Source organism: Thalassotalea sp. PLHSN55 (assembly GCF_052030545.1).
GTDB lineage: Bacteria > Pseudomonadota > Gammaproteobacteria > Enterobacterales > Alteromonadaceae > CANMXU01.
This window is the reverse complement of the sequence record NZ_JBPDIH010000012.1, coordinates 72,115-95,396: the sequence shown is the minus strand read 5'-3', so window position 1 is coordinate 95,396 and position 23,282 is coordinate 72,115. Positions and strand designations below refer to the sequence as shown.

Sequence of the window (23,282 nt, the reverse complement as noted above, 5' to 3'; positions counted from 1 at the left end):
AACCATATATGAATGTACTAAAAGAGCATCGTGAAGCAGTAAAGCAATGCATGAATGAATGTTCACCTGAGTTTTTTCATATAAATCATTACTGGGATAAATACCGTAATCAAGTTGTTGCTAAAATATTGCCCGGCGAGTTTTATATTACACGCAGCCACACCGCGATAGCGACTACATTAGGATCATGTATTGCTGCATGTCTATGGGATGATGTTAATAAAATAGGCGGCATGAACCACTTTATGTTACCGATCACCAATAAGAATGTTGAAGATATTAATTGGGCAAGTCGCGCAACAGTAAACGATGCAACGCGTTATGGTAATTACGCGATGGAGTTTTTAATCAACAATATTTTAAAGTGTGGAGGTCGAAAAGAATTTCTAAAAGCAAAAGTATTTGGTGGTGGCAAAGTGGTGCGGCAAATGTCAGATATTGGTGAGCGCAATATCAATTTTGTTTTAACTTATTTGGAGGTAGAAAACATCGTGGTAGAAAGTCATGATGTTGGTGGTGTCTATCCAAGAAAAGTCATATTTGAGCCATACTCAGGAAAGGCTTTTGTTAAACGTATTGATGAAGTTGACAATAAAATTATTACCAGTCGTGAAAGTGCTTATGTTAAACGCATGGACAGTAAACCAATAGAAGGTGATGTTGAGTTATTTTAGGGGAAGCGAAGTGGCCGAAGAAAAGATTAAAGTACTGGTTGTTGATGACTCATTGGTTATTCGTCAAATTATTTGTGAAACTTTAAAGTACGACGATACTATTGAAGTTGTTGGAACCGCTGAGGACCCGTTCGAAGCTAGGGCGCTTATTAAAAAACTCAACCCTGATATTATTACACTCGATGTCGAAATGCCTAAAATGGACGGCATTGCATTTCTCAAAAATCTTATGCGCTTGCGGCCAATGCCTGTGATTATGATCTCGACACTAACCACCAAAGGTGCCGACGTGACGTTAGAGGCACTTGAAATTGGCGCAATTGATTTTATCGCTAAACCTTCAGTTGATGTTTTAGTTGATAATCAAGAAAGCTTCAAAGACGTACTTATCGCTAAAATTAAAAGTGCGGTCATTGTTGAACAACGCAATTTCGTTATTTCTCAAAGTCGTTCTGCCTCATCAAATCAAAATGTGCTTAGTTTTCCAGGTTGCAAGCACGCTAATCACCTTATTGCCATTGGGGCGTCAACCGGTGGTACCGAAGCTATTAAAACCATACTGACACGATTGCCGTCGAATTCGCCAGCGATAGTGATCACTCAACATATTCCCAAATCATTTAGTGCCCGTTTTGCCAAAAGAATGGATATGTGTTGCCAAGTTACTGTAGAAGAAGCCACACATGGCCAAAAAATAAAAGTCGGGCATGTCTATATTGCGCCGGGTGGTAAACACCTTACTGTAAGCGAGAAGGGGGGCGCATTATTTTGTCAGCTCAATAATGAAGCGTTAGTTAATAGGCATAGACCCGCTGTTGATGTGTTGTTTAGTTCATTAACCCCGTTTGCCGACAATGTACAAGCAATATTATTAACCGGCATGGGGAAAGATGGAGCTGATGGTATGTTGAAGCTTAAACAGTTGGGAGCCAATACCATTATTCAAGATCAGCAGTCGAGTTTAATATGGGGAATGCCAGGAAGTGCATATAAAATTAATGCTCAAGTAAGTCAATGCAGTATCAACGATATGGCAAGTAATATACTCAAATTTGCTGCTGATAAAGTGCAATCACCTTTAGTTGCATTAAATTCTAAATAAAATCATCTAAGTGTTTGTTTGTCGTCTACAATTAGTAGCAGAGTAATAAAAATTAGCGTGTTAGTTATATAAACCAACTAAACTACACCATTAGGATTTAATTTTACGTTAGCAGGGAGTTGTACATGACAGTTAAAACAACGATTTCAGCCGATAAAAAAAATGTATCTATTGCCATCGAAAATCATTTTGATTTTTCATTACATCAAAAATTTAGAGATGCTTACATTGATCATGAATTACCCAATACCCATTTTTCGTTAGATCTGCACAAAGCTACATACATGGACAGTTCAGCGCTTGGCATGATTTTATTATTAAAAGATCATGCTGAAAAAGAAGGAGGCTCTATCACCATTACTAAACCCAATGAAGATGTTAATAAAATCCTAGAAATGGCGCAGTTTCATCGCTTGATGAAGATAGAATTATAAGCTTTATCATGTGTGATTAAGGAGCCTAATGTCATGGTTGATGATCATTATGTCGATGCCAAGTTGGCACTCGTAGTTGATGACTCCGTTATGCAGTGTAAAGTGCTGACCATTTTATTAACTGAAGAAGGTTATCGCGTTGTCAGTGCTAATAATGGTGCTGAAGCGGTTGACATGTATTCTCTACATAAACCTGATCTTGTTCTTATGGATATAAATATGCCAGTAATGAACGGATTTGAAGCAGCGAAAAGAATTAAAGCCCTATCCCAAGGGAGCCTTGCGCCACTTATTTTTATTACTAGCATGGATACTGATGAAGCTTTTATTGAAAGTATTAATGCCGGTGGCGACGGAATATTGGTACGGCCTTTTTCGCCAGAAGTTTTTAAAGCAAAAATTAAATCTATTCAACGTATTAGTAATTTGTATCAACAAGTTAAAGAGTTACAACAGTCTCAACAACACGATGCTGAATTAGCTGAAAAATTAATGTCAGGGGTTATTGAATCACGCAATTTTGCCTTAGATAAAATTGGTATTATCAAAAAACCGGCGGAGCTGTTTAGCGGAGATATTCAACTTACCAGTTTATCACCCAATGGTGATGTGTTTGTTTTATTAGGGGATTTTACCGGTCATGGCCTTCGATCATCTATTGGCGCAGTACCACTTGCAGAAACGTTTCGCACCATGACCAGCAAAGGTTTTTCTATTCTCGAAATTGTCAGTCAAATTAATCAACAGCTGTATCAATTATTGCCTGCTGATTTGTTCTTAGCAGCTACGTTTGCCAGCATTTCATCTCATAACGGCTCTGTATGTTTGTTTAATGCTGGGCTACCAGATGCCTATATTTTCGATGAAAATGGCAATATCAAAGACAAAATTCCATCGTTTCATGCACCAATTGGTGTTTTACCAAATTTAATGCCAGAGGCAAAATTACAAGTTTGCTCTGTGGAAAAAAATGACCGCGTTATTCTCATTAGTGACGGTATCGTTGAAGCGCGTAACTTAGCCGGTGAAATGTATGGTTTTGATCGGTTTGAACAAGCCATGCAAAGGGCAATATTGGAAAATAATGTCACCAATAAAATTGTCGACGATCTTGAAAATTTTTGTCAGCAAATGCCACAGGCTGACGATATTTCACTTATCGATATTCCTTGTTCTGGTTGGCAACATTTTTTCGAACAAAATGATTTATTATGTGATGAAGAAGATGAGGTGTCAGAGCAAACATTTTGTTTTGAGTGCCCTGCATGGCAATGGCAATTGAACTTGTGTGGTAGTCGTTTAGCAACGGTTAACCCAATTCCAATGGCGATGAATCAAATAAATGATATTGAAGGTGCAGGTCAGCATTGGCAAATTTTATACACCATTTTAACGGAGTTATTTATTAATGCACTCGACCATGGCGTTTTAAAACTTGATTCTGAACTAAAAACCCATGCTAAAGGGTTTGTAGAATACTTTAACGAGCGAGAAGTTCGATTAAAAAGCTTAACTTCAGGCTTTGTCGAGCTAACTCTAAGTTACTATCCATTTGATGCAGGCGGAAAAGTGGTAATAGCCGTTTCGGACAGTGGCAAAGGTTTTGATTTTATTGCCGCGGTTAAAAACCTCAGTCTAAAACAAAGTGGTGATAAAGAGATATCGGGGCGCGGTTTAGGCTTAGTGACTCAACTTTGCGAGACAATTCAGTACGATAGAGATTCTAGTACAGTAACAGCGACCTATGTGTGGAAAAAATGACAAATTAATATCTAGTTAGTATTTAACATCTGTTAAAGGGATAGCATGAATTCACAAGAGTGTAGAAAAGGAAGTGAAATGAGTATATCAAAACCCAAAGTATTGATAATTGATGACGATGGCTGCTATTTAGAGCTTTTAAGTGAAGCGCTTAGCGATAATTTTCACGTAACGGGAGCTACCGATTTAGTCAGTGCGGATAAAATTATTAACAATACTGAAATATTTGATATTGCGTTAGTCGACGAGAACGTGGGCGAAGAAAAAGGATCGGAATGGATAAAGCAAAAAGTTGAGCTGAATATCGGGGCAGAGTCTTTTGTTTTATATTCGGGGTTAGCCACTGACGAAGCGATACTTCAAGGGCTTGATTGTGGTGCGGATGATTTTTTGGCTAAACCTATTTCGTTGTTAACACTTAATAGTAAGCTCGAAAAATTAATAAACTACCAACATACCATTCATCATTTTGAAAAAGAGATCAAATCGAAAGATCATGTGATTAACGTATCGATGGCGCAAGCGTCAAAATACGGAAGTTGTATGCAATTAAGCTCGCGATTAAATCATTGTTTTACCCTTGAGAGTATTAGAGAAGAGGTTTTTAGTTATCTTTATTCAATGGGGTTAAAAGGGTGTCTTGGTTTTTATCCGATTAATGAAGAGCCTAGCTTTGTTAGTTCTGAGAATGGTTGCTGCTCACCGGTTGAAATTGGCGTAATGAAATTACTTCGAGAAAAGTCTCGCTTATACCGCTTTGGCGCACGTACAATTTTTAATCATCAACTAGTCTCGCTACTCATTTTAAACCTTGAAGACGGCACGACTGATACCGACATTTTTATTGATGCACTAGCTGCTATTATCGAAAGCATAGGTGCAAGAGTTGGTTTTATTAGTTATCAAAAATCTTTACTCGATGTGCAAAAAAACATTGAATCTGCCGTTGTTAAAACCAAAAACATCGTCGAGCTTTCAAAGCATCACCAACAAGATGTGATGAATGAAATTGTGCAAAGCATTGGCATTAGTTTTCATATACTCGACTTATCAGAAGAGCAAGAAAACTATTTGGCAAATTTGGTTCATAATGCCTTAAAAAATCACGCTCGCGACGACATAAACTTTCTTGAGGTTACCCAATTATTAGATCAAGCGCTAGGCAACGTGAAAAATTTAGAGCAGTTAAATGCGAGTCAGCATGAACAAGAAATCAATGATCATGAAGAAGATGAGGACGTTTTATTTTGACTATTTCTTCTATGCCTTCACCCGTGTCATTGTCGGTTGAGCAAATACCGTTAGCTGCTTTGGTATTTGATTCAGCAGGTATTGTTATTGAAATGAATGCTAAGTTAGTAGAGCTGCTAGGTTTTAATTACGCTACCTTATTAGGCCAGCATATAAATGTATGTTTAGCTGAATCAAGCAGGCAGGTGTTTGCGAAAATGCAGCAGGCGCTTATACCAGACAATAAGGAAAGCATTCAATTAAGGTTTATTACTCAACAGCAGCATCATGTAACCTTGTCTGCAAATTTTTCGTCGATAGGTGATGATAGTTTATTGTGCCTTTGCCCATATGAAGAAGCATCAACTCGCGATAATCACGTTAGCCTGCTTGAAAGCGCACATTCCGTTTTACAGTGTATTAATGAACCTTACTGGGAGTGGTCTGTTGGTAAAGGTGAAATGCATTACTCAGCCCAGCTAATGTCTTTGCTTGGTTATGAAAAGAAAGCGATAACAGCCCCCGTTAATTTATGGAAAAAACATGTTTCAAATGATCAGCTAGGATTGGTGATCCCTAAGCTGAAACAGCATTTAACGGGAGAATACCCTAATGTTGATACCAACTTTGTATTAACGACAAAGCAACATGAACACTTATGGGTACATTTGTTGGGTAAGGTTTTAGAACACAGAGATGGTAAACCTTATCGAATGTATGGCTCGGTATCTAACATTACTGAGTCAAAATCGTTATTGAAACAACTGCATAAGCAAAATGAATACCTCAACCTCGCTGAAAAAGTTAGTCATTCTGGCCATTGGCGTTACGATGTAATTCGCCATAGCCTGTATTGCTCTGATGAAATTTATCGAATTTTTGGTGTAGACAGGCAAAAGTTTCATTTTTCATTTAAAAAGATATTGAGCTTTTATGACGAAAACGACCGAGAAGAAATTGCTACCAATATGGCCGATGCTATTCAAAATGCACACAGTTTTTACTGTAAAAAACAAATTACACAACCTATAGGTAAAAAGTTAAAGGTTGAAACGATTGCTAACGTGGAGCTTGATAGCAAAGGCAATGTAACGTCATTTTTTGGTGTTTGCCGTGACGTGTCTAAAACTGAAAGTGCTTTTGAAAAATTAAAGCTTTTAGCTATGGTTAACCATACGATTAAAGTGCCAATATTTTTTATAGATGATAGAGATAATATTGTTTACCAAGATATTTCTTCACAAGAAAATGGTAAAAATATTCTACTATTTAATTATGTAAATTTTTCAATAAGTGAGTATTTAGCCTTAAAAAGTGAAGCGAAAAGAGTTGGTCAAATTAAGCAAAACAATGTCAGTTTTGACAATTTCACCAGTGTCTTTGATTTGTCAGTCACCTTTGAAAAAGAAGAGGGAATTTACATTTGGATCGTTGAAAATGTCACTGAGAAATTTAGAAAAGAACAACAGCAAATTATCAGTAATCGCCTAGCTTTGCTGGGTAATACCTTTGGCAGTGTTTCACATGATATCAATAATGTCTTAGGTGTAGCGTTAGGCTCTATTGAAATGCTTGAACTGAAATTTAAACAAGGTTCACAAGATATTTCTTCCTATATAGAACGGGTAAAAAATGCCATCGATAAAGGAAAAGGCGTTACCGAAAGATTATTGGCTTTTACACGAAAACCTACCTTGAAAGTTGTTGATTTTAATCCTAATAAAGATATTGAAGACAATCGTTATTTATTAAAGCAAGTGCTAGTAACGAGTATTGCACTAGATATTGAACTTGATTATGGACAATGCGTAATTACTTTTCCGCAGGCTGAATTTATTAATATTTTATTGAATTTGGTATTGAATGCTCAAGATGCAATACAAGAAGCGGGCTTAAGTGGCAAAATAGTGATAACGACTAAAATTAAGCAAAATAAATATATTGAAGTACACGTTAAAGACAGCGGTATAGGGATAAAAGCAGAGAATATTAGCAAAATATTTGACCCTTTTTACAGTAGTAAATCGGTGAATAAAGGTAACGGTATCGGTTTAGCAAATGTTTATAGCACTATGTATAAACACAATGGGCAAGTGTTAGTTGAGGGCACAAGTGATCTTGGTGGCGCACATTTTACCTTGTTATTTCCTTGTCATCCAATTAACGAACATTTACAAGTAACAAAAAAGACAACAAGTGAACTAAATATGGTGAATAAACGGGTATTAATTCTTGATGATGAGATTAGTATTGCCGAATTTGTTGCTATGTATTTAGAAAGTGAAGGGGCAAGGTGTGTACATGTCGACAGCAAAGCATCTTTGCTAAGTACATTAAAAGAAGATATTGATTTTGATGTCTTTATAACTGACATGATAATGCCTGATTTAACAGGCCAAGAAGCTGTAGACATTGTGAAAGCAAAACACCGTCAGATCCAGATTTATTCGATGAGTGGTTATATTTCGCAAGAAGACAGTACGTGGGAGTATCCAGTACTTAGAAAGCCATTTAATGCAAAAGAACTCGCCGAATTTTTAAAGTTTAATCATTAAATGACATTAATTTCTTGTGAGCATTAAAATAACCACTACACTTTAATTAATAATATGGAATAAATAAGCTAATCTATTGATTATTTGATGCTTATTCATATAAATCCCTTGCTAAAAGGGAGATAATTCGTTCACTATATAAATAATTGAACTGCTTTTTCAAGAGAAGTCTATGTATAAAATTTTAGCTGTTGATGATGCCAAAGATACACTAATGCTATTAGAGTTTGATTTAGCTGATGAAGGTTACCAAGTGGTAACGGCAATGAGCGGGGAAGCTGCGCTAAATATTATTAAAGAGCAAGATATAGATTTAATACTACTTGATATGTATATGCCTGGCCTTTCTGGTTTAGCAACGCTTGAGAAAATAAAATCAACCGCAAGTGGACAAAAAATCCCGGTGATCATGTTATCGGCCTCTAATGACGAAGATGAGATTGTTGCTGCGTTGGAGCTGGGCGCAGACGATTATGTAACTAAACCTTATATTGCTAAAGTCTTACTTGCTCGTATGAGAACATCATTACGCTTGCTAGAAAAAACAATTGAACTCGAGCGTCTTGCAAATACAGATTTCCTTACCGGCATTAATAATCGAGGCAGTTTTGAAGATCTTGCTTCAAAAGCAATAAGCCAATGTGAGCGCAACCAGCAAAGTCTAGCGTTAGCCATGTTCGATATCGATTTTTTTAAAAAAGTCAACGATGTCTATGGACATGAAGCCGGGGATAAAGTCCTGATCGAATTTTCACAAGTTCTTGGCAGTTGTTTCCGTGCTTACGATATTGTTGGGCGTATTGGGGGTGAAGAATTTGCAGTTTGCATGCCTAATGTAGATTTGTCTGATGCACATAATGCGTGTGAACGATTGCGTTTAAGTATCGAGAATAAACTGGTAGATATTGGTAATGAACAGATTAACGTAACTGTTAGTATTGGATTGACGTTAGCACAGAACCAAGAGTTAGAGCTAAGTGATATTTTAAAGGATGCGGATTTAGCTCTTTACCAAGCAAAATCGAATGGTCGAAACCAAGTCGTGTTATCTAATGTAGGCAATGAAGTAGGCAATGAAGTAGGTAATCAAATAGGTGATGTAATGGATGGTTCTCTAATTTCAAATGAGATAGACACTGCTCAAGACGAAAGTGGCTATCCGGGCATTGACCATGAAGTTGGGGTTGCCAATGTATTAGGTGACAACGAATTATTCAAACAAATTTTAGAAATGTTTTATGATGATCATAGTCAAGACAGCGCAAAAATTTCTCAAGCGATCGATTCAAATGACCACGACAGCATTAAACATCTTGTGCATACGCTAAAAGGTGTAGCATGCTCTGTTGGGGCTATGCAATTATTTGAACTTGCCAAATCATTAGATGAAGCGGTAAACCGAGGGGATTTAGCACAGTATCCTCCGTTATTTGAGCCTGTACGCACAGAATTGGATAAGATTATGAAAGGAATAGAGAACAACCGATAAGGTGTTTAAAGGGCGCAATTTATTGTTAGTCTATGCTCAATGTAACATTGGAATTTGGTACACAACAGCAAGGTAAAATTTCATTTTCGCCAACATAGGCTAAAGGCTCGCCATTTGGGTAATGTATTTGTCCGTCATCGAGTCTAATTCGACAAGCACCACAATAGCCATCTCGACAATGGTAATGCACTTCAATATTTGCAGATTCAATACATTCAAGCAACGTATTATGATTAGGTAAAAAAGAAATTTTTTGCCCATCTACTTGCACTATATGTATGTTTTTTAGATTTTTATCGTCTTTTTTTTCGGTGTTTTGAGACGCATTAGCAGCATTCATAAAATAAGTAACCTGAATAACCTCATACTAATGCGTTCTAGTCATACTAATGTTGATTATAAGTCGAAGTCGTCAAAGTCATCACTAGACACTGATGAATCAACTTGACCCACTAAATAACTTGAAATTTCAGTTTCTTGTGGCGCTACTTGAACATTATCACTTGAAAGATAAGAATTAATCCAAGGTAGTGGATTAGTTTTTATGCTAAACGGTGACTCTAGGCCAATAGCTGACATACGCTGATTACTGATGTATTCAATGTATTGCTTTAAAATTTCGGCATTTAAACCAATCATAGAACCGTCTTTGAATAAGTAGTCAGCCCATTCTTTTTCTTGGTCTACAACGTCTAAAAATACTTGGCGGCCTTGCTCTTTAAGCTCACGTGAAATTTCTTCCATTTCTGGGTCGTCTTGGCCATTTGCCCAAAGGTTCAAAATTGTTTGGGTGCCGGTTAAATGCAAGGCTTCATCACGAGCAATTAGCTTAATGATTTTAGCATTACCTTCAAGTAACTCACGCTCTGCAAAAGCAAATGAACAGGCAAAACTTACGTAAAAACGAATGGCTTCTAATGCGTTTACTGAGCATACCGCAAGGTAAAGCTTTTCTTTCAGTTTACGTTGAGTAACTTCAATTTGCTCGCCATCTACTTCATATGTACCTTCACCCTGTGACTGTATTAATTGGGTTAAAATGATCACTTCATCAAAGTATTTTGCGATGCTGCTTGCGCGATTTAAAATTGCAGGATTTACCACTATATCGTCAAAAACTTCACCAGGTTCGGTGAATAAATTACGTAAAATATGCGTGTATGAACGAGAGTGAATGGTTTCACTAAATGCCCACGTTTCAACCCAAGTTTCGATTTCAGGCAATGACACAAGAGGTAGTAATACCGCATTAACTGAACGTGCTGCCATTGAGTCAAGTAAGGTTTGGTATTTTAGATTTGAAATGAAAATATGACGCTCTGACGGGGTCAAACTCTGCCAATCTGCTCTATCTTTTGATACATCAACTTCTTCTGGACGCCAGAAAAAACTTAATTGCTTTTCAATTAAACGCTCAAAGTTTACAAATTTTTGTTGATCATATCGGCTTACATTAACACTTTGGCCAAAAAACATTGGCTCTTTTAGGGCATCGTTTGGGGTTTGATTAAACGTAGTGTACGTCATTTTAAATTCCTAAGTAGTCGCGCACAGTCAGGCGCGACATTATTTTAACTAATTGCTTTTTTCTTTGTGGATACGTAAAACTAGATTTTACATGCGCCGCCGGCACAGCTGTCATCTTCTACTTCAATTTGACTATCATCAGCACCATCACGAGTATTGTGGTAATACATGGTTTTTACACCTAACTTGTATGCTGTTAATAAATCTTTAAGTATTTGTTTTACTGGTACTTTGCCACCTTCAAAGCGAGAAGGGTCATAGTTGGTATTTGCTGAAATGGTTTGGTCGACAAACTTTTGCATAATACCAACAAGTTGCAGGTAACCTTCGTTACTTGGAATGTTCCACAGTAGTTCGTAGTTATGTTTCAAACGTTGGTATTCTGGTACCACTTGTTTTAACACACCATCTTTACTGGCTTTTACGCTAATTAAACCACGTGGTGGCTCAATACCATTGGTTGCGTTAGAAATTTGAGAAGACGTTTCTGATGGCATAAGTGCAGAAACCGTTGAGTTTCGAACGCCGTACTCTTTAATGCTCGCTCGCAATCCTTCCCAATCTAAGTGAAGTTTTTCGCCTGTAATATTATCGATTTCTTTTTTGTAAGTATCGATAGGTAAAATGCCTTGCGACAAACGAGTTTCGTCAAATTTAGGGCAAGCACCTTGCTCTTTCGCTAATTGATTTGACGCTTTTAATAAATAATATTGGATTGCTTCAAAGGTGCGGTGTGTTAAGTTATTAGCACTGCCATTTGAATAAAATACTTCATTTTTCGCTAAGTAATAAGCGTAGTTAATAACGCCTATACCTAAGGTTCTGCGTCCCATTGTTGCGCTATATGCTGCGGGCACTGGGTAGTCTTGGTAATCTAATAAACTGTCAAGCGCTCGAACTGCAAGATCTGCTAATCCATCTAATTCATCTAAACTCTCAATCGCACCAAGGTTAAAGGCTGACAGCGTACATAGCGCTATTTCGCCGTTAGCATCGTTAACGTCTTCCATTGGTTTAGTTGGTAGTGCAATTTCTAAACATAAATTACTTTGACGAATAGGGGCTTTTAATGGGTCAAACGGACTATGAGTATTACAGTGATCGACATTTTGTAAGTAGATGCGGCCAGTGCTTGCGCGTTCTTGAGCAAACAGTGTAAATAATTCAATCGCTTTAATGCGTTTTTTACGAATACTGTCATCAGCTTCGTATTGTAGGTAAAGCTGTTCGAACTTTTCTTGATCTTCGAAAAATGCATCGTAAAGGCCAGGCACATCACTTGGGCTGAATAATGTGATTGACTCGCCTTTAATAAGACGTTGATACATAACCTTGTTAAATTGCACCCCATAATCAAGGTGGCGAACACGGTTTTCTTCAACGCCTCGGTTATTTTTTAATACTAATAAGCTCTCTACTTCTAAATGCCACAATGGGTAGAATAGAGTGGCTGCGCCACCACGAACACCCCCTTGCGAGCAGCTTTTTACCGCTGTTTGGAAATGTTTATAAAAAGGAATACAGCCAGTATGGAATGCTTCACCATTGCGAATACTGCTACCTAAGGCACGAATTCTACCTGCATTAACACCAATTCCGGCACGTTGCGAAACGTATTTCACAATGGCACTAGAGGTTGCATTAATTGAATCTAAACTGTCTCCACATTCAATAAGAACACAAGACGAAAATTGACGGGTAGGGGTACGAACACCTGCCATAATTGGCGTAGGTAACGATATTTTAAAGGTTGAAATAGCGTTATAAAAGCCTTCAACATAAGACAGTCGTGTCTCGTTTGGATATTTTGCAAATAAACAAGCCGCAACTAACATATATAAAAATTGTGCACTTTCATATATTTCACCGGTAACACGGTTTTGAACTAGGTATTTGCCTTCAAGCTGCTTAACAGCTGCGTAGCTGAATGTTAAATCACGACTGTGATCAATAAGCGCTTCCATTTGCTCAAATTCCGCTTGGCTATAATCGGCTAATAAATGCTGGTCGTATTTACCTGCTTCGACCAATTTAACCACATGTTCGTATAACTTAGGTGGTTCAAATTTACCGTAGGCTTTTTTGCGTAAATGGAATATCGCAAGCCTTGCGGATAAATATTGATAATCAGGTGTTTCTTCTGAAATTAAATCTGCGGCAGCTTTGATGATGGTTTCATGAATATCTTCAGTTTTTATGCCGTCATAAAATTGAATATGTGATTTTAATTCAACTTGAGATACTGAAACATCGTCTAAGCCGGCGGCTGCCCATGCGATTACACGATGGATTTTTTCTAAATCGATGGCTTCTTTCTCGCCATTACGCTTAGTTACAAAGAGGTTACTATTCATGAAAGACCTGTGCTGGATTGTAGTTGCATTTTGTCGCCATTTTTCCTGATTAATGGCTTTTTATTTTATGTGCTTCTAAAACAACCAATAGTGTATTTAAACTGCAGATTGTTTAATAGATACACTATATCTAGGGGGTGTTTTAAAAACTCATCACAAGATAATGAGCTTTACGCTGTTTTGCAAGTATTAATATTACAGAGTATTTGCTCTTTTTTAGCGTATCTTTTCGTGGTTAGTGATGACTAACGTAGAAGCGCTTTTCAATTTTGATTTTTACGAAAGGCAACGTTTATTTTTGTAATTTTTTTAGGTATATAATAAATGTTAGTTTATAAATTACCTTTATATACCTATCTGCTATATAAACAGATAAGTATATTTAAATCATAAAGTTACTCGAGGTGGTTGAAATTAAAACAATCTGGTTAAACAATATACGGCAATATATCTGTTGGCGAATCAGCTAAGTAGTCAGCTTGCCAAGTTTTACATTGCTCAGTATCGTCGATATAACCCCATTTAGCCGCAATGGTAAACATGTTAGCGGCATTGCCTGCTTCAATGTCTCTTGGCGCATCACCAACATAAATACATTGATTTTCTGCTATATTTAGCGCTTTACACGCATGTAGAATAGGCGCAGGGTGAGGCTTTCGTTGCGCTAAGGTGTCTCCGCCTACCATCACTTTTGATGTATCTAACGCTTCAAAATTTGGCAGTAATAACTCGGTTAACCCTTGCGGTTTATTAGTCACTATTCCCCAAGGAATATTGGCATTATCTAAAGTCGATAATAGTTCCTCGACTCCATCATATAAGCAAGTATGTACGGCGATATTTTCTTGATAGTGCGCTAAAAATTCAGCACGTAGTGATTCATAATCGAATTGTTCGAGTGCATCGCCAAAACCAAGCTTTAATAAACCTAAAGCACCGTCTGAGGCAACCGGTCGATAGCGTTCACGTGCTATTTCAGGAAACTGATGTTTTCGTAAAATATAATTTAAGGTTTCGCCAAGATCATTGGCGGTATCTAATAAGGTACCGTCAAGATCAAATAGAATACCTTGCGGTTTATTTAGCTTTGAATTTTTAGTCATAATTTACAATTTTTGGCAGCAAAGAATATAGTTAACATCTAGCTCTGTAGTTAGCTTATGATTTTCATTTAACGGGTTATAATGAATGCCAGCTGCGTCTATACATTTTAAATCGAAGCTTTCAGCCCAATCGATTAACGTAGAAGGGCGAATAAATTTGTCATGATCATGAGTGCCGTCTGGCACTAATTTAAATATTTTTTCAGCGGCTAATATTGCCAATAAATAAGACTTCATGGTTTTATTAAGTGTTGAAAAAAATACAAATCCACCAGGCTTAACCATTTTTGCGCACGCTTGAATAATAGAAGCCGGATCTGGTACATGTTCAAGCATTTCCATGCAGGTTACTGCATCATAATGCTCGCTATAAGTAGCTGCTTGTTCTTCGGCGGTTATTTTTTTATATTCAACAGTGACTTGCGACTCTAAAGCGTGAAGTTTTGCCACATTAAGCGGTTCTTCACCCATATCAATACCAGTAACGTTGGCGCCCAATTTAGCTAAACTCTCCGCTAATATACCGCCGCCACAACCAACATCAATTATCGTTTTATCAAAAACATTACCTATATGTTGCACGATAAATTGGCGACGTAGTGGGTTAATTTGATGCAGTGGTTTAAAGTCACCGGTTAAGTCCCACCATTGACTAGCAACTTTTTCAAATTTTGCGATTTCTTCTGGGTTTACATTTAAGGCATTGTTTTGATCGTATGACATAAGATTGAACTATTGATTTAACAAACAAGTATTTTGATTCTAAACCAAAGCGATTATCAAACCTAGCAGATGTTGTCGCAATTTTGATATAAAAGGGAGCTTGCTCAAATAATTTTGGTTAAGCGGTTAGAAAATGCACACTAGTATTCTTCTTTTTGATAAATAGGTGAGAATAACTGTTATTTTTGCGCGTTTATTCACCATGTTTTACTGATGTAAATTTAATATCTATGATTTACTCTTTTTAGCTTGTTTAAAAAGTCATCAAAGCTAAAGTGTCGTTGATTATTTTAGTTTCGATATCCTTTTTTAAACTATATTTATCAAAGGATTATATGTGAGTAGTAATAATGTAATAGCGGATGATTTTTTACTTTATTTTTACCTGTAAATTCGCTTTAATAAAGCAGTATGGCATCACAAAATTTTGTGTTAGTATGCCTTGTTAATTTAAAATAATAATTTCGAAAACTTTCTGAATTCTTTCTAAGTTAGGGATACCATCGATTTATGACCGATTTGGCAAATAATATCGCTCCAGTAAATATTGAAGATGAACTGAAAAGTTCATACCTTGATTATGCCATGAGCGTGATCGTGGGCCGTGCATTACCAGATGTACGAGACGGCCTAAAACCTGTGCATCGTCGCGTGTTATTCGCAATGAATGTATTAGGTAATGATTGGAATAAACCCTATAAAAAATCAGCGCGTGTCGTTGGTGACGTTATTGGTAAATATCACCCGCATGGTGATACTGCTGTGTACGATACGATCGTACGTATGGCACAAGACTTTTCAATGCGTTATATGTTGGTAGACGGCCAAGGTAACTTTGGCTCAGTTGACGGTGATTCCGCAGCTGCAATGCGTTATACCGAAATTCGCATGAACAAAATTTCCCATTCAATTTTGGCAGATCTTGATAAAGAAACGGTTGATTTTGTACCTAACTATGATGGTACTGAGCATATCCCAGCGGTAATGCCAACTCGTATTCCTGCATTATTAGTGAATGGTTCTTCAGGTATTGCTGTTGGTATGGCGACCAATATTCCGCCACATAATTTAACTGAAGTAATCAATGGTGCTTTAGCGCTGATTGAAAATGAAGATATCAGCATTGAAGAGTTAATTGAGTATATACCAGGTCCTGATTTTCCAACTGCCGGTATTATCAGTGGTCGTGCAGGAATTCAAGACGCCTACAAAACCGGTCGCGGTAAAATAAAAATTCGTGCTCGTGCTGAAATTGAAGTGAATGAAACAACGGGCAAAGAAACCATTGTTGTTCATGAGCTACCATACCAGGTAAACAAAGCTCGCCTAATTGAAAAAATGGCAGAGCTAGTTAAAGAAAAGCGCTTAGAAGGTATTTCTGCCTTACGTGATGAGTCTGATAAAGACGGTATGCGTATGGTCATTGAAGTGAAACGTGGTGAAGTAGGTGAGGTTGTTCTAAATAACCTTTACAAACTAACTCAAATGCAAGTGTCTTTTGGTTTAAATATGGTGGCGTTGGCTAATGGCCAGCCTAAATTATTTAACTTAAAAGAAATGCTTGAAGCGTTTGTACTGCATCGCCGTGAAGTGGTGACTCGCCGTACGATATTTGAATTACGTAAAGCTAGAGAACGCGCGCATATATTAGAAGGCTTATCAATCGCCCTTGCTAATATTGACCCGATTATTGAGCTGATCAAAGCATCAAGTAACCGTAAAGAGTCTGAAGAAAAATTAATTTCTCAAGGTTGGCAATTAGGCGATGTAGCCCAAATGCTTAGCGCAGCAGGAAATGATGCTGCTCGCCCTGAGTGGTTAGAGCCTGAATACGGTATCCGTGATGGTTTATATTATCTAACAGCAGAACAAGCAAAAGCGATTGTTGATCTGCAGTTATATAAATTGTCAGGCATGGAACATGAAAAAATTCTAAGTGAGTACAAAGCGTTATTAGACCTTATCGCTGAATTAATGCATATTCTTGCCAGCCCTGAGCGTTTAATGGAAGTTATTCGTGAAGAGTTAGAAGTGATTCGTGAAGATTTTGGTGATGAACGTCGTACAGAAATCACCAATGCCTCACATGATTTATCGCTAGAAGATTTAATTTGTGAAGAAGACGTTGTTGTGACGCTTTCGCACGAAGGTTACGTGAAATATCAAGTACTGAGTGATTATGAAGCTCAGCGTCGTGGCGGTAAAGGTAAAGCGGCAACGAAGATGAAAGAAGAAGATTTCATCGAACGTTTATTGGTTGCCAATACCCACGACACCATTTTATGTTTCTCAAACCGTGGCAAACTTTATTGGTTAAAAGTATACCAGTTACCATTAGCAAGTCGTACTGCGCGTGGTCGCCCAATTGTCAACTTATTACCATTAGAAGCTGACGAACGTATTACCGCTATTTTACCAGTACGTGAATATGCCGACGATAAATACATTGTTATGGCGACGGCGTCAGGTACGGTGAAGAAAACCGCGTTAAACGCGTACTCTAATCAACGTGCTAACGGTATTATTGCTCTTAACTTACGTGATGATGATACCTTGATTGGCGTTGATATTACCGACGGTGACAACGACATCATGTTATTCTCAGACGCAGGTAAAGTCGTGCGTTTTAATGAGAAAAAACGCGACAGTGAAACAGGTGAAATTAAAATTGACCCTGAAACGGGTGAGCAACAATGGGCATTGAAACCTATTGGCCGTACTGGTACGGGTGTGCGTGGTATGAAGCTTGAAGGTGAACAAAAAGTGGTATCACTGATTGTGCCTAAAAATGACGGTCCAATTTTAACTATTACGGAAAATGGCTTTGGTAAACGTACTGACTTAGCGGAATATCCAGCTAAATCACGTGCAACCAAAGGCGTAGTGTCGATTAAAGTCAGTGAACGTAATGGTCCAGTTGTTGGCGCGGTTCAAGTGGAAGAGCTTGATGAAATTATGGCAATTACCGACAACGGCACATTAGTACGTACTCGTGTTAATGAAGTGAGCGTTATTGGTCGTAATACTCAAGGTGTACGCTTAATTCGCACAGCTGACGACGAGCATGTAGTTGCGCTTCAACGCATTGACGAAATTCAGGAATCTGAAGTAGATAATGGCGAAGAAGGTGAACAAGCAACTGGCGCCGTTGAAAATGTAGAAGCTAGTGCTGAAACACCAGCTAACCCTGAAGTTGATTCAACTGCAGAAGACGAAACACAAGAGTAGTCTGTAGTTAAGTTTAATGAAAGGGCGGTTTTAACCGCCCTTTTTTATGTTTAATCATTAACAAAATTAGTTAAATAGAAAGGTTGTAGAACAGATGTCAGGTATCTTTAATTTTTGTGCTGGTCCTGCAATGTTACCTAAGCCGGTAATGGAAAAAGCACAGCAAGAGTTTATCAATTGGCAGGGCATTGGCAGCTCAGTCATGGAATTAAGTCACCGTAGTGCTGATTACATGGCTGTGGCCAAACAAGCCGAAGCCGATTTGCGTGATTTAATGCATATTCCTGAAAACTATAAAGTACTGTTTTGTCATGGCGGTGGTCGTGGCCAATTCTCTGCAGTACCATTAAATTTATTACCGCAAGGTAAAAGCGCTGATTATATTATCACCGGGTCTTGGTCAAAAGGTGCGGCAGCTGAAGCAAAAAACTTTGGCAACATTAATACCATTAACGTGGTTGAAAGCAATGAGCAGGGCACTTTTGTTACCGACTCTAAAGATTGGCCGTTAACGCCAGATGCAGCGTATGTGCACTACTGTCCCAATGAAACGGTAGATGGCATTGAAATACATGAGATACCACAAACCAATGGCGTGCCGATTGTTGCTGATATGTCATCAATGATTTTATCGCGTGAAATTGATGTTAGCCAATTTGGGTTAATTTATGCTGGTGCACAAAAAAATATTGGTCCTTCTGGTTTAGCCATTGTCATCGTTCGTGAAGATTTATTGGGCAACGCGCGACTTGAAACACCATCAATTATGAATTATCAATTAATGGCGGATAACGACTCAATGCATAATACCCCGCCAACCTATGCGTGGTATTTAGCAGGCCTTGTGTTTCAATGGCTTAAAGATTTAGGTGGCGTTGAAGCCATTAGTCAAGTAAATAAAGAAAAAGCGGCTTTGTTATATAACTATATTGATCAAAGCGCGCTTTATAATAATCCAGTGGTAAGCGCAAACCGAAGTGCAATGAATGTACCTTTTTGGTTAGCAGATGATGCCTTAAATGCAGATTTTCTTGCAGAAGCAGACCAAGCTGGATTAAAGGCCTTAAAAGGGCACAGAATAGTGGGCGGTATGCGTGCTAGCATATACAATGCTATGCCAATTGAAGGCGTGCAAAAGCTCGTAGATTTTATGAAAAAGTTTGAAGAGAGGGTTAGATAAGTGGAACAGTTAACATTACAGCCGATAGATAAAATTAATGGTGAAGTATTTTTACCAGGCTCTAAAAGTTTATCTAATCGTGCATTGCTCATTGCTGCATTAGCCAATGGAACAACTAAAATTACTAACTTATTAGTCAGTGATGACATTAAGCACATGCTTAACGCATTAACGAGTCTTGGCATTAAATACACTTTAAGCGACTGTGGCACTGAATGTACTGTTGTTGGTAACAATGGCTTTTTTAAGACCGACAAGCCGCTTGAGTTATACCTCGGTAATGCTGGCACTGCTATGCGTCCTCTTTGCGCAGCCCTTGCCGCAAGTGAAGGGGAATTCGTGTTAACCGGTGAACCAAGAATGAAAGAGCGCCCAATTGGTCATTTAGTTGACGCGTTAGCGCAGCTTGATTCCGATATCGAATACCTTGAAAACAAAGATTACCCACCGGTAAAAATTAATGGTAAAGCGCTTTCTGGTAAAACAGTTACCATTGATGGTTCAATATCAAGCCAGTTTTTAACTGCTATTTTAATGATCGCACCATTGCTAAAAACCAATACTCAAATTGAAATCGAAGGCGAATTAGTTTCAAAACCTTATATTGATATTACACTGAATATTATGAGTCGTTTTGGCATTAACGTGAAGAACAATGATTATAAGTCGTTTACTGTCACGGGTAACCAAAGCTATCAAGCAGTCGAACGATACATGGTTGAAGGTGATGCGTCATCTGCTTCTTACTTTTTAGCCGCAGGTGCTATCAAAGGTGGACAAATCACTGTACATGGGGTAGGAAAATTGAGCGTACAAGGCGATAAACACTTCGCTGATGTTTTAGAAAAAATGGGCGCTGAAGTTCATTGGCATGACGAATCAATTACTGTTATTGGCAAACCATTAACTGCAGTCGATATGGACATGAATCACATTCCAGATGCCGCAATGACGATAGCGACAACCGCACTTTTTGCCACAGGTACAACCGCTATTCGTAATATCTACAACTGGCGCGTTAAAGAAACCGACCGATTATTTGCAATGGCAACCGAGCTTAGAAAAGTAGGTGCTGAAGTGGTTGAAGGTGAGGACTTTATTACTATAACACCACCTAAAACATTAACGCATGCAGCGATTGATACTTATGATGATCACCGTGTTGCCATGTGTTTCTCACTAGTGGCGCTAAGTGATACACCAGTAACGATTAACGATCCTAAATGTACAGCGAAAACATTCCCTGATTATTTTGACAAGTTAGCACAAGTTTCTTGTTAATTACGTTAAAGGTTAAATTTTTACGCGATTTTGCAATATAAATCTCGTATAATGCCGCCGATTTTCGACTTTGGGAGAAAGATGTATGCAGGAAAGCATTCCAGTAATTACTATTGATGGGCCAAGTGGTGCCGGTAAAGGAACAGCTGCGCGCTTAGTTGCAGAGCAATTAGGCTGGCATTTATTAGACAGCGGCGCAATTTATCGTGTTCTCGCTGTTGCCACTCAACATCATAATATTGCAATCGAAGAAGAAGAGCCGCTTATTCCCATTGCCGCTCATCTTGACGTACAGTTTGAAATAACTTCTGACGGCGAAAGTAAAGTCATCCTTGAAGGGGAAGATGTTACAACAAGCATTCGTACAGAAGAAGTTGGCGCAATCGCTTCAAAAGTTGCAGCGTTTCCGCGTGTGCGTGAAGCTTTGTTGCGTCGTCAACGCGCTTTTAAGCTAGCACCAGGTTTAGTTGCTGACGGTCGTGATATGGGAACTGTCGTATTTATCGATGCGCCCGTTAAAGTATTCCTCACCGCTAGCGCTGAAGAAAGAGCACAAAGACGGTTTAATCAGTTGAAAGAAAAAGGCTTTGATGTTAAAATCGGGCGCCTTTTGGATGACATACGTCAAAGAGATGAGCGCGATCAAAACCGAAAGGTGGCTCCGCTTGTACCTGCAGAGGGTGCGTTAACTGTTGATTCTACTGACCTTTCTATACAAGAAGTGGTTAATAAAATCTTGTCATTTGCGAATGGTAAGTTAACTTAGCTAGAAAATAATCGAGCATACTGCTCATCAATCAAGCCTGCTGTAAGGATGCACCGGGCCTTATTAACAACCCCATGAAACATGTAAGTTGATTGGATTAATAACTGAGTTTATAAACAAGTTATGACTGAAAATTTTGCACAACTTTTTGAAGAAAGTTTAAAAGAAATCGAAACACGTCCTGGTTCAATTATCAAAGGAACCGTGGTAGCCATCAACAAAGACAACGTTTTAGTTGACGCCGGCTTAAAATCTGAATCTGTAATCTCTATCGACCAATTCAAAAACACCGCTGGTGAAGTTGAAATTAGTGTTGGTGATGAAATCGACGTTGCATTAGATGCTACTGATGATGGTTTCGGTGAAACAATTCTTTCTCGTGAAAAAGCAAAACGCCACGAAGCATGGCAAGTGCTTGAAAAAGCATACGAAGAAAAAGAAACTGTTATCGGTGTTATCAACGGTAAAGTTAAAGGTGGTTTCACTGTTGAAGTTAGCAATATCCGTGCTTTCTTACCAGGTTCATTAGTAGATGTACGTCCAGTACGTGACACTGCTCACCTTGAAGGCAAAGACCTAGAATTCAAAGTTATTAAGCTTGATCAAAAGCGTAATAACGTTGTTGTTTCTCGTCGTGCTGTTATCGAATCAGAAAGCAGCGTAGAACGTGATGCACTATTAGAATCACTAGCTGAAGGCATTGAAGTTAAGGGTATCGTTAAGAACTTAACTGACTACGGTGCGTTCGTTGATTTAGGCGGCATTGACGGCCTACTTCACATTACAGATATGGCTTGGAAGCGTGTTAAGCACCCAAGTGAAATCGTAAATGTTGGTGATGAAATCCAAGTTAAAGTATTGAAATTCGACCGTGAGCGTACTCGTGTATCTCTAGGTATGAAGCAGTTAGGCGAAGATCCATGGGTAGCTATCGCTAAGCGTTACCCTGAAGGTGCTAAACTTTCTGGTCGCGTAACTAACTTAACTGACTACGGTTGTTTCGTTGAAATCCAAGAAGGCGTTGAAGGTTTAGTTCACGTTTCTGAAATGGATTGGACTAACAAAAACATCCACCCATCTAAAGTTGTTAACTTAGGCGACACAGTTGAAGTTATGGTTCTTGAAATTGACGAAGAACGTCGTCGTATTTCTCTTGGCCTTAAGCAATGTATCCCGAACCCTTGGGAAGAGTTTGCTAAGAACTTCAACAAAGGCGACAAAGTATCAGGTAAGATCAAGTCAATCACTGACTTCGGTATCTTCATTGGTCTTGACGGTGGTATTGACGGTCTTGTTCACTTATCTGACATTTCATGGGCTGGCGGTGAAGAAGCTGTTCGTGAATACAAGAAAGGTGATGAAATCTCAGCTGTTGTATTACAAGTTGACCCTGAGCGTGAGCGTATCTCTCTTGGTGTTAAACAAGCTGAAGATGACCCGTTCAATCAGTATCTGACAGATAACAAAAAAGGTGCTATTGTTACTGGTAAGGTTGTTGAAGTAGATGCTAAAGGTGCTAAAGTTGAATTAGCAGAAGGCGTTGAAGGTTACCTACGTGTAGCTGACATTTCACGCGAACGCGTTGAAGATGCAACAACTGAATTATCAGTTGGTGACAGCGTTGAAACTAAGTTTGTTGGTGTTGATCGTAAGAACCGCACTATCAGCTTATCAATCAAAGCGAAAGACCAAGCTGACGAACGTGAAGCTATGGATAACTTAAATCAAGCTGAAGAGTCTGGTTTAAGCGCAATGGCTGAAGCATTCAAAAACGCTAAAAGCTAATTTTAGTAGGACACAAAGGTGAGGGGAGACCTAAGGTTCCCCTCTGTTTAAAACTCCATTGGCGCGAAGCTAAATGAAAACTGGGAGGTC

General features: G+C 38.4%; 17 protein-coding genes. 12 read left to right on the top strand and 5 right to left on the bottom strand.

The annotated features are described in order from the left end of the window. The first annotated feature begins 8 nt into the window (after window positions 1-8). The 7 genes from cheD to ACRRSQ_RS18750 all read left to right on the top strand — a co-directional run bounded on the left by cheD (window position 9) and on the right by ACRRSQ_RS18750 (window position 9,245). Window positions 9-674, top strand: coding sequence for a chemoreceptor glutamine deamidase CheD (gene cheD / locus ACRRSQ_RS18780; protein ID WP_440877312.1), 666 nt, complete (start codon window positions 9-11; stop codon window positions 672-674). Window positions 675-684: 10 nt separating this feature from the next. After that, window positions 685-1,776, top strand: a complete 1,092-nt coding sequence (locus ACRRSQ_RS18775; protein WP_440877311.1) for a protein-glutamate methylesterase/protein-glutamine glutaminase — start codon at window positions 685-687, stop codon at window positions 1,774-1,776. 125 nt (window positions 1,777-1,901) lie between these two features. Then, complete coding sequence (locus ACRRSQ_RS18770; protein WP_440877310.1) at window positions 1,902-2,210, top strand: STAS domain-containing protein; 309 nt, start codon at window positions 1,902-1,904, stop codon at window positions 2,208-2,210. 33 nt (window positions 2,211-2,243) lie between these two features. After that, window positions 2,244-3,971 carry an ATP-binding SpoIIE family protein phosphatase gene (locus tag ACRRSQ_RS18765; protein ID WP_440877309.1) on the top strand — a complete coding sequence of 576 codons (1,728 nt, stop codon included), beginning with the start codon at window positions 2,244-2,246 and terminating at the stop codon, window positions 3,969-3,971. Window positions 3,972-4,049: 78 nt separating this feature from the next. Further along, window positions 4,050-5,222 (top strand): response regulator, encoded by a 1,173-nt coding sequence (locus tag ACRRSQ_RS18760; RefSeq protein ID WP_440877308.1) that lies wholly within the window; start codon window positions 4,050-4,052, stop codon window positions 5,220-5,222. Further along, complete coding sequence (locus ACRRSQ_RS18755; protein WP_440877307.1) at window positions 5,219-7,756, top strand: PAS domain-containing protein; 2,538 nt, start codon at window positions 5,219-5,221, stop codon at window positions 7,754-7,756. The genes ACRRSQ_RS18760 and ACRRSQ_RS18755 overlap by 4 nt, the downstream gene beginning before the upstream one ends. Before the next feature lie 172 nt (window positions 7,757-7,928). Then, complete coding sequence (locus ACRRSQ_RS18750; RefSeq protein WP_440877306.1) at window positions 7,929-9,245, top strand: diguanylate cyclase; 1,317 nt, start codon at window positions 7,929-7,931, stop codon at window positions 9,243-9,245. 25 nt (window positions 9,246-9,270) lie between these two features. Here the strand turns inward: ACRRSQ_RS18750 and yfaE are convergent, their stop codons facing one another. The 5 genes from yfaE to ubiG form a co-directional block, all read right to left on the bottom strand. After that, window positions 9,271-9,585, bottom strand: a complete 315-nt coding sequence (gene yfaE / locus ACRRSQ_RS18745) for a class I ribonucleotide reductase maintenance protein YfaE (protein WP_440877305.1) — start codon at window positions 9,583-9,585, stop codon at window positions 9,271-9,273. Window positions 9,586-9,641: 56 nt separating this feature from the next. Beyond that, complete coding sequence (gene nrdB / locus ACRRSQ_RS18740; protein ID WP_440877304.1) at window positions 9,642-10,772, bottom strand: class Ia ribonucleoside-diphosphate reductase subunit beta; 1,131 nt, start codon at window positions 10,770-10,772, stop codon at window positions 9,642-9,644. 80 nt (window positions 10,773-10,852) lie between these two features. Then, a complete protein-coding gene (gene nrdA, locus ACRRSQ_RS18735) occupies window positions 10,853-13,126 on the bottom strand; it encodes a class 1a ribonucleoside-diphosphate reductase subunit alpha (RefSeq protein WP_440877303.1) in 2,274 nt (757 codons plus the stop codon). Between the two features lie 428 nt (window positions 13,127-13,554). Beyond that, a complete protein-coding gene (locus tag ACRRSQ_RS18730) occupies window positions 13,555-14,229 on the bottom strand; it encodes an HAD family hydrolase (protein ID WP_440877302.1) in 675 nt (224 codons plus the stop codon). A 3-nt stretch (window positions 14,230-14,232) separates the two neighbouring features. After that, a complete protein-coding gene (gene ubiG, locus ACRRSQ_RS18725; RefSeq protein ID WP_440877301.1) occupies window positions 14,233-14,952 on the bottom strand; it encodes a bifunctional 2-polyprenyl-6-hydroxyphenol methylase/3-demethylubiquinol 3-O-methyltransferase UbiG in 720 nt (239 codons plus the stop codon). A 510-nt stretch (window positions 14,953-15,462) separates the two neighbouring features. On the opposite strand from ubiG, the gene gyrA reads away from it, so the two are divergent. The 5 genes from gyrA (at window position 15,463) to rpsA (ending at window position 23,192) form a co-directional block, all read left to right on the top strand. Beyond that, window positions 15,463-18,180: a DNA topoisomerase (ATP-hydrolyzing) subunit A gene (gyrA, locus tag ACRRSQ_RS18720; protein WP_440877300.1), complete on the top strand. Its 2,718-nt coding sequence runs from the start codon at window positions 15,463-15,465 to the stop codon at window positions 18,178-18,180. Window positions 18,181-18,274: 94 nt separating this feature from the next. Further along, window positions 18,275-19,360: a 3-phosphoserine/phosphohydroxythreonine transaminase gene (gene serC, locus ACRRSQ_RS18715; RefSeq protein ID WP_440877299.1), complete on the top strand. Its 1,086-nt coding sequence runs from the start codon at window positions 18,275-18,277 to the stop codon at window positions 19,358-19,360. Further along, the gene (gene aroA / locus ACRRSQ_RS18710) at window positions 19,361-20,641 is read left to right on the top strand and encodes a 3-phosphoshikimate 1-carboxyvinyltransferase (protein WP_440877298.1); all 1,281 of its coding nucleotides are present in this window, start codon (window positions 19,361-19,363) and stop codon (window positions 20,639-20,641) included. It begins immediately after the preceding gene. A gap of 85 nt (window positions 20,642-20,726) precedes the next feature. Then, on the top strand, window positions 20,727-21,407 hold the full coding sequence (cmk, locus tag ACRRSQ_RS18705) for a (d)CMP kinase (RefSeq protein WP_440877297.1): 681 nt from the start codon (window positions 20,727-20,729) through the stop codon (window positions 21,405-21,407). A 123-nt stretch (window positions 21,408-21,530) separates the two neighbouring features. Then, the gene (gene rpsA, locus ACRRSQ_RS18700) at window positions 21,531-23,192 is read left to right on the top strand and encodes a 30S ribosomal protein S1 (protein WP_440877296.1); all 1,662 of its coding nucleotides are present in this window, start codon (window positions 21,531-21,533) and stop codon (window positions 23,190-23,192) included. Window positions 23,193-23,282: the final 90 nt, after the last annotated feature.

Bases quoted from the DNA above. Each gene is read 5' to 3' on its own strand.
- cheD (WP_440877312.1), top strand. From the start codon at position 9: ATGAATGTACTAAAAGAGCATCGTGAAGCAGTAAAGCAATGCATGAAT.
- ACRRSQ_RS18770 (WP_440877310.1), top strand. From the start codon at position 1,902: ATGACAGTTAAAACAACGATTTCAGCCGATAAAAAAAATGTATCTATT.
- ACRRSQ_RS18765 (WP_440877309.1), top strand. From the start codon at position 2,244: ATGGTTGATGATCATTATGTCGATGCCAAGTTGGCACTCGTAGTTGAT.
- ACRRSQ_RS18760 (WP_440877308.1), top strand. From the start codon at position 4,050: ATGAGTATATCAAAACCCAAAGTATTGATAATTGATGACGATGGCTGC.
- ACRRSQ_RS18750 (WP_440877306.1), top strand. From the start codon at position 7,929: ATGTATAAAATTTTAGCTGTTGATGATGCCAAAGATACACTAATGCTA.
- yfaE (WP_440877305.1), bottom strand. From the start codon at position 9,585: ATGAATGCTGCTAATGCGTCTCAAAACACCGAAAAAAAAGACGATAAA.
- nrdB (WP_440877304.1), bottom strand. From the start codon at position 10,772: ATGACGTACACTACGTTTAATCAAACCCCAAACGATGCCCTAAAAGAG.
- nrdA (WP_440877303.1), bottom strand. From the start codon at position 13,126: ATGAATAGTAACCTCTTTGTAACTAAGCGTAATGGCGAGAAAGAAGCC.
- ACRRSQ_RS18730 (WP_440877302.1), bottom strand. From the start codon at position 14,229: ATGACTAAAAATTCAAAGCTAAATAAACCGCAAGGTATTCTATTTGAT.
- ubiG (WP_440877301.1), bottom strand. From the start codon at position 14,952: ATGTCATACGATCAAAACAATGCCTTAAATGTAAACCCAGAAGAAATC.
- gyrA (WP_440877300.1), top strand. From the start codon at position 15,463: ATGACCGATTTGGCAAATAATATCGCTCCAGTAAATATTGAAGATGAA.
- serC (WP_440877299.1), top strand. From the start codon at position 18,275: ATGTCAGGTATCTTTAATTTTTGTGCTGGTCCTGCAATGTTACCTAAG.
- cmk (WP_440877297.1), top strand. From the start codon at position 20,727: ATGCAGGAAAGCATTCCAGTAATTACTATTGATGGGCCAAGTGGTGCC.
- rpsA (WP_440877296.1), top strand. From the start codon at position 21,531: ATGACTGAAAATTTTGCACAACTTTTTGAAGAAAGTTTAAAAGAAATC.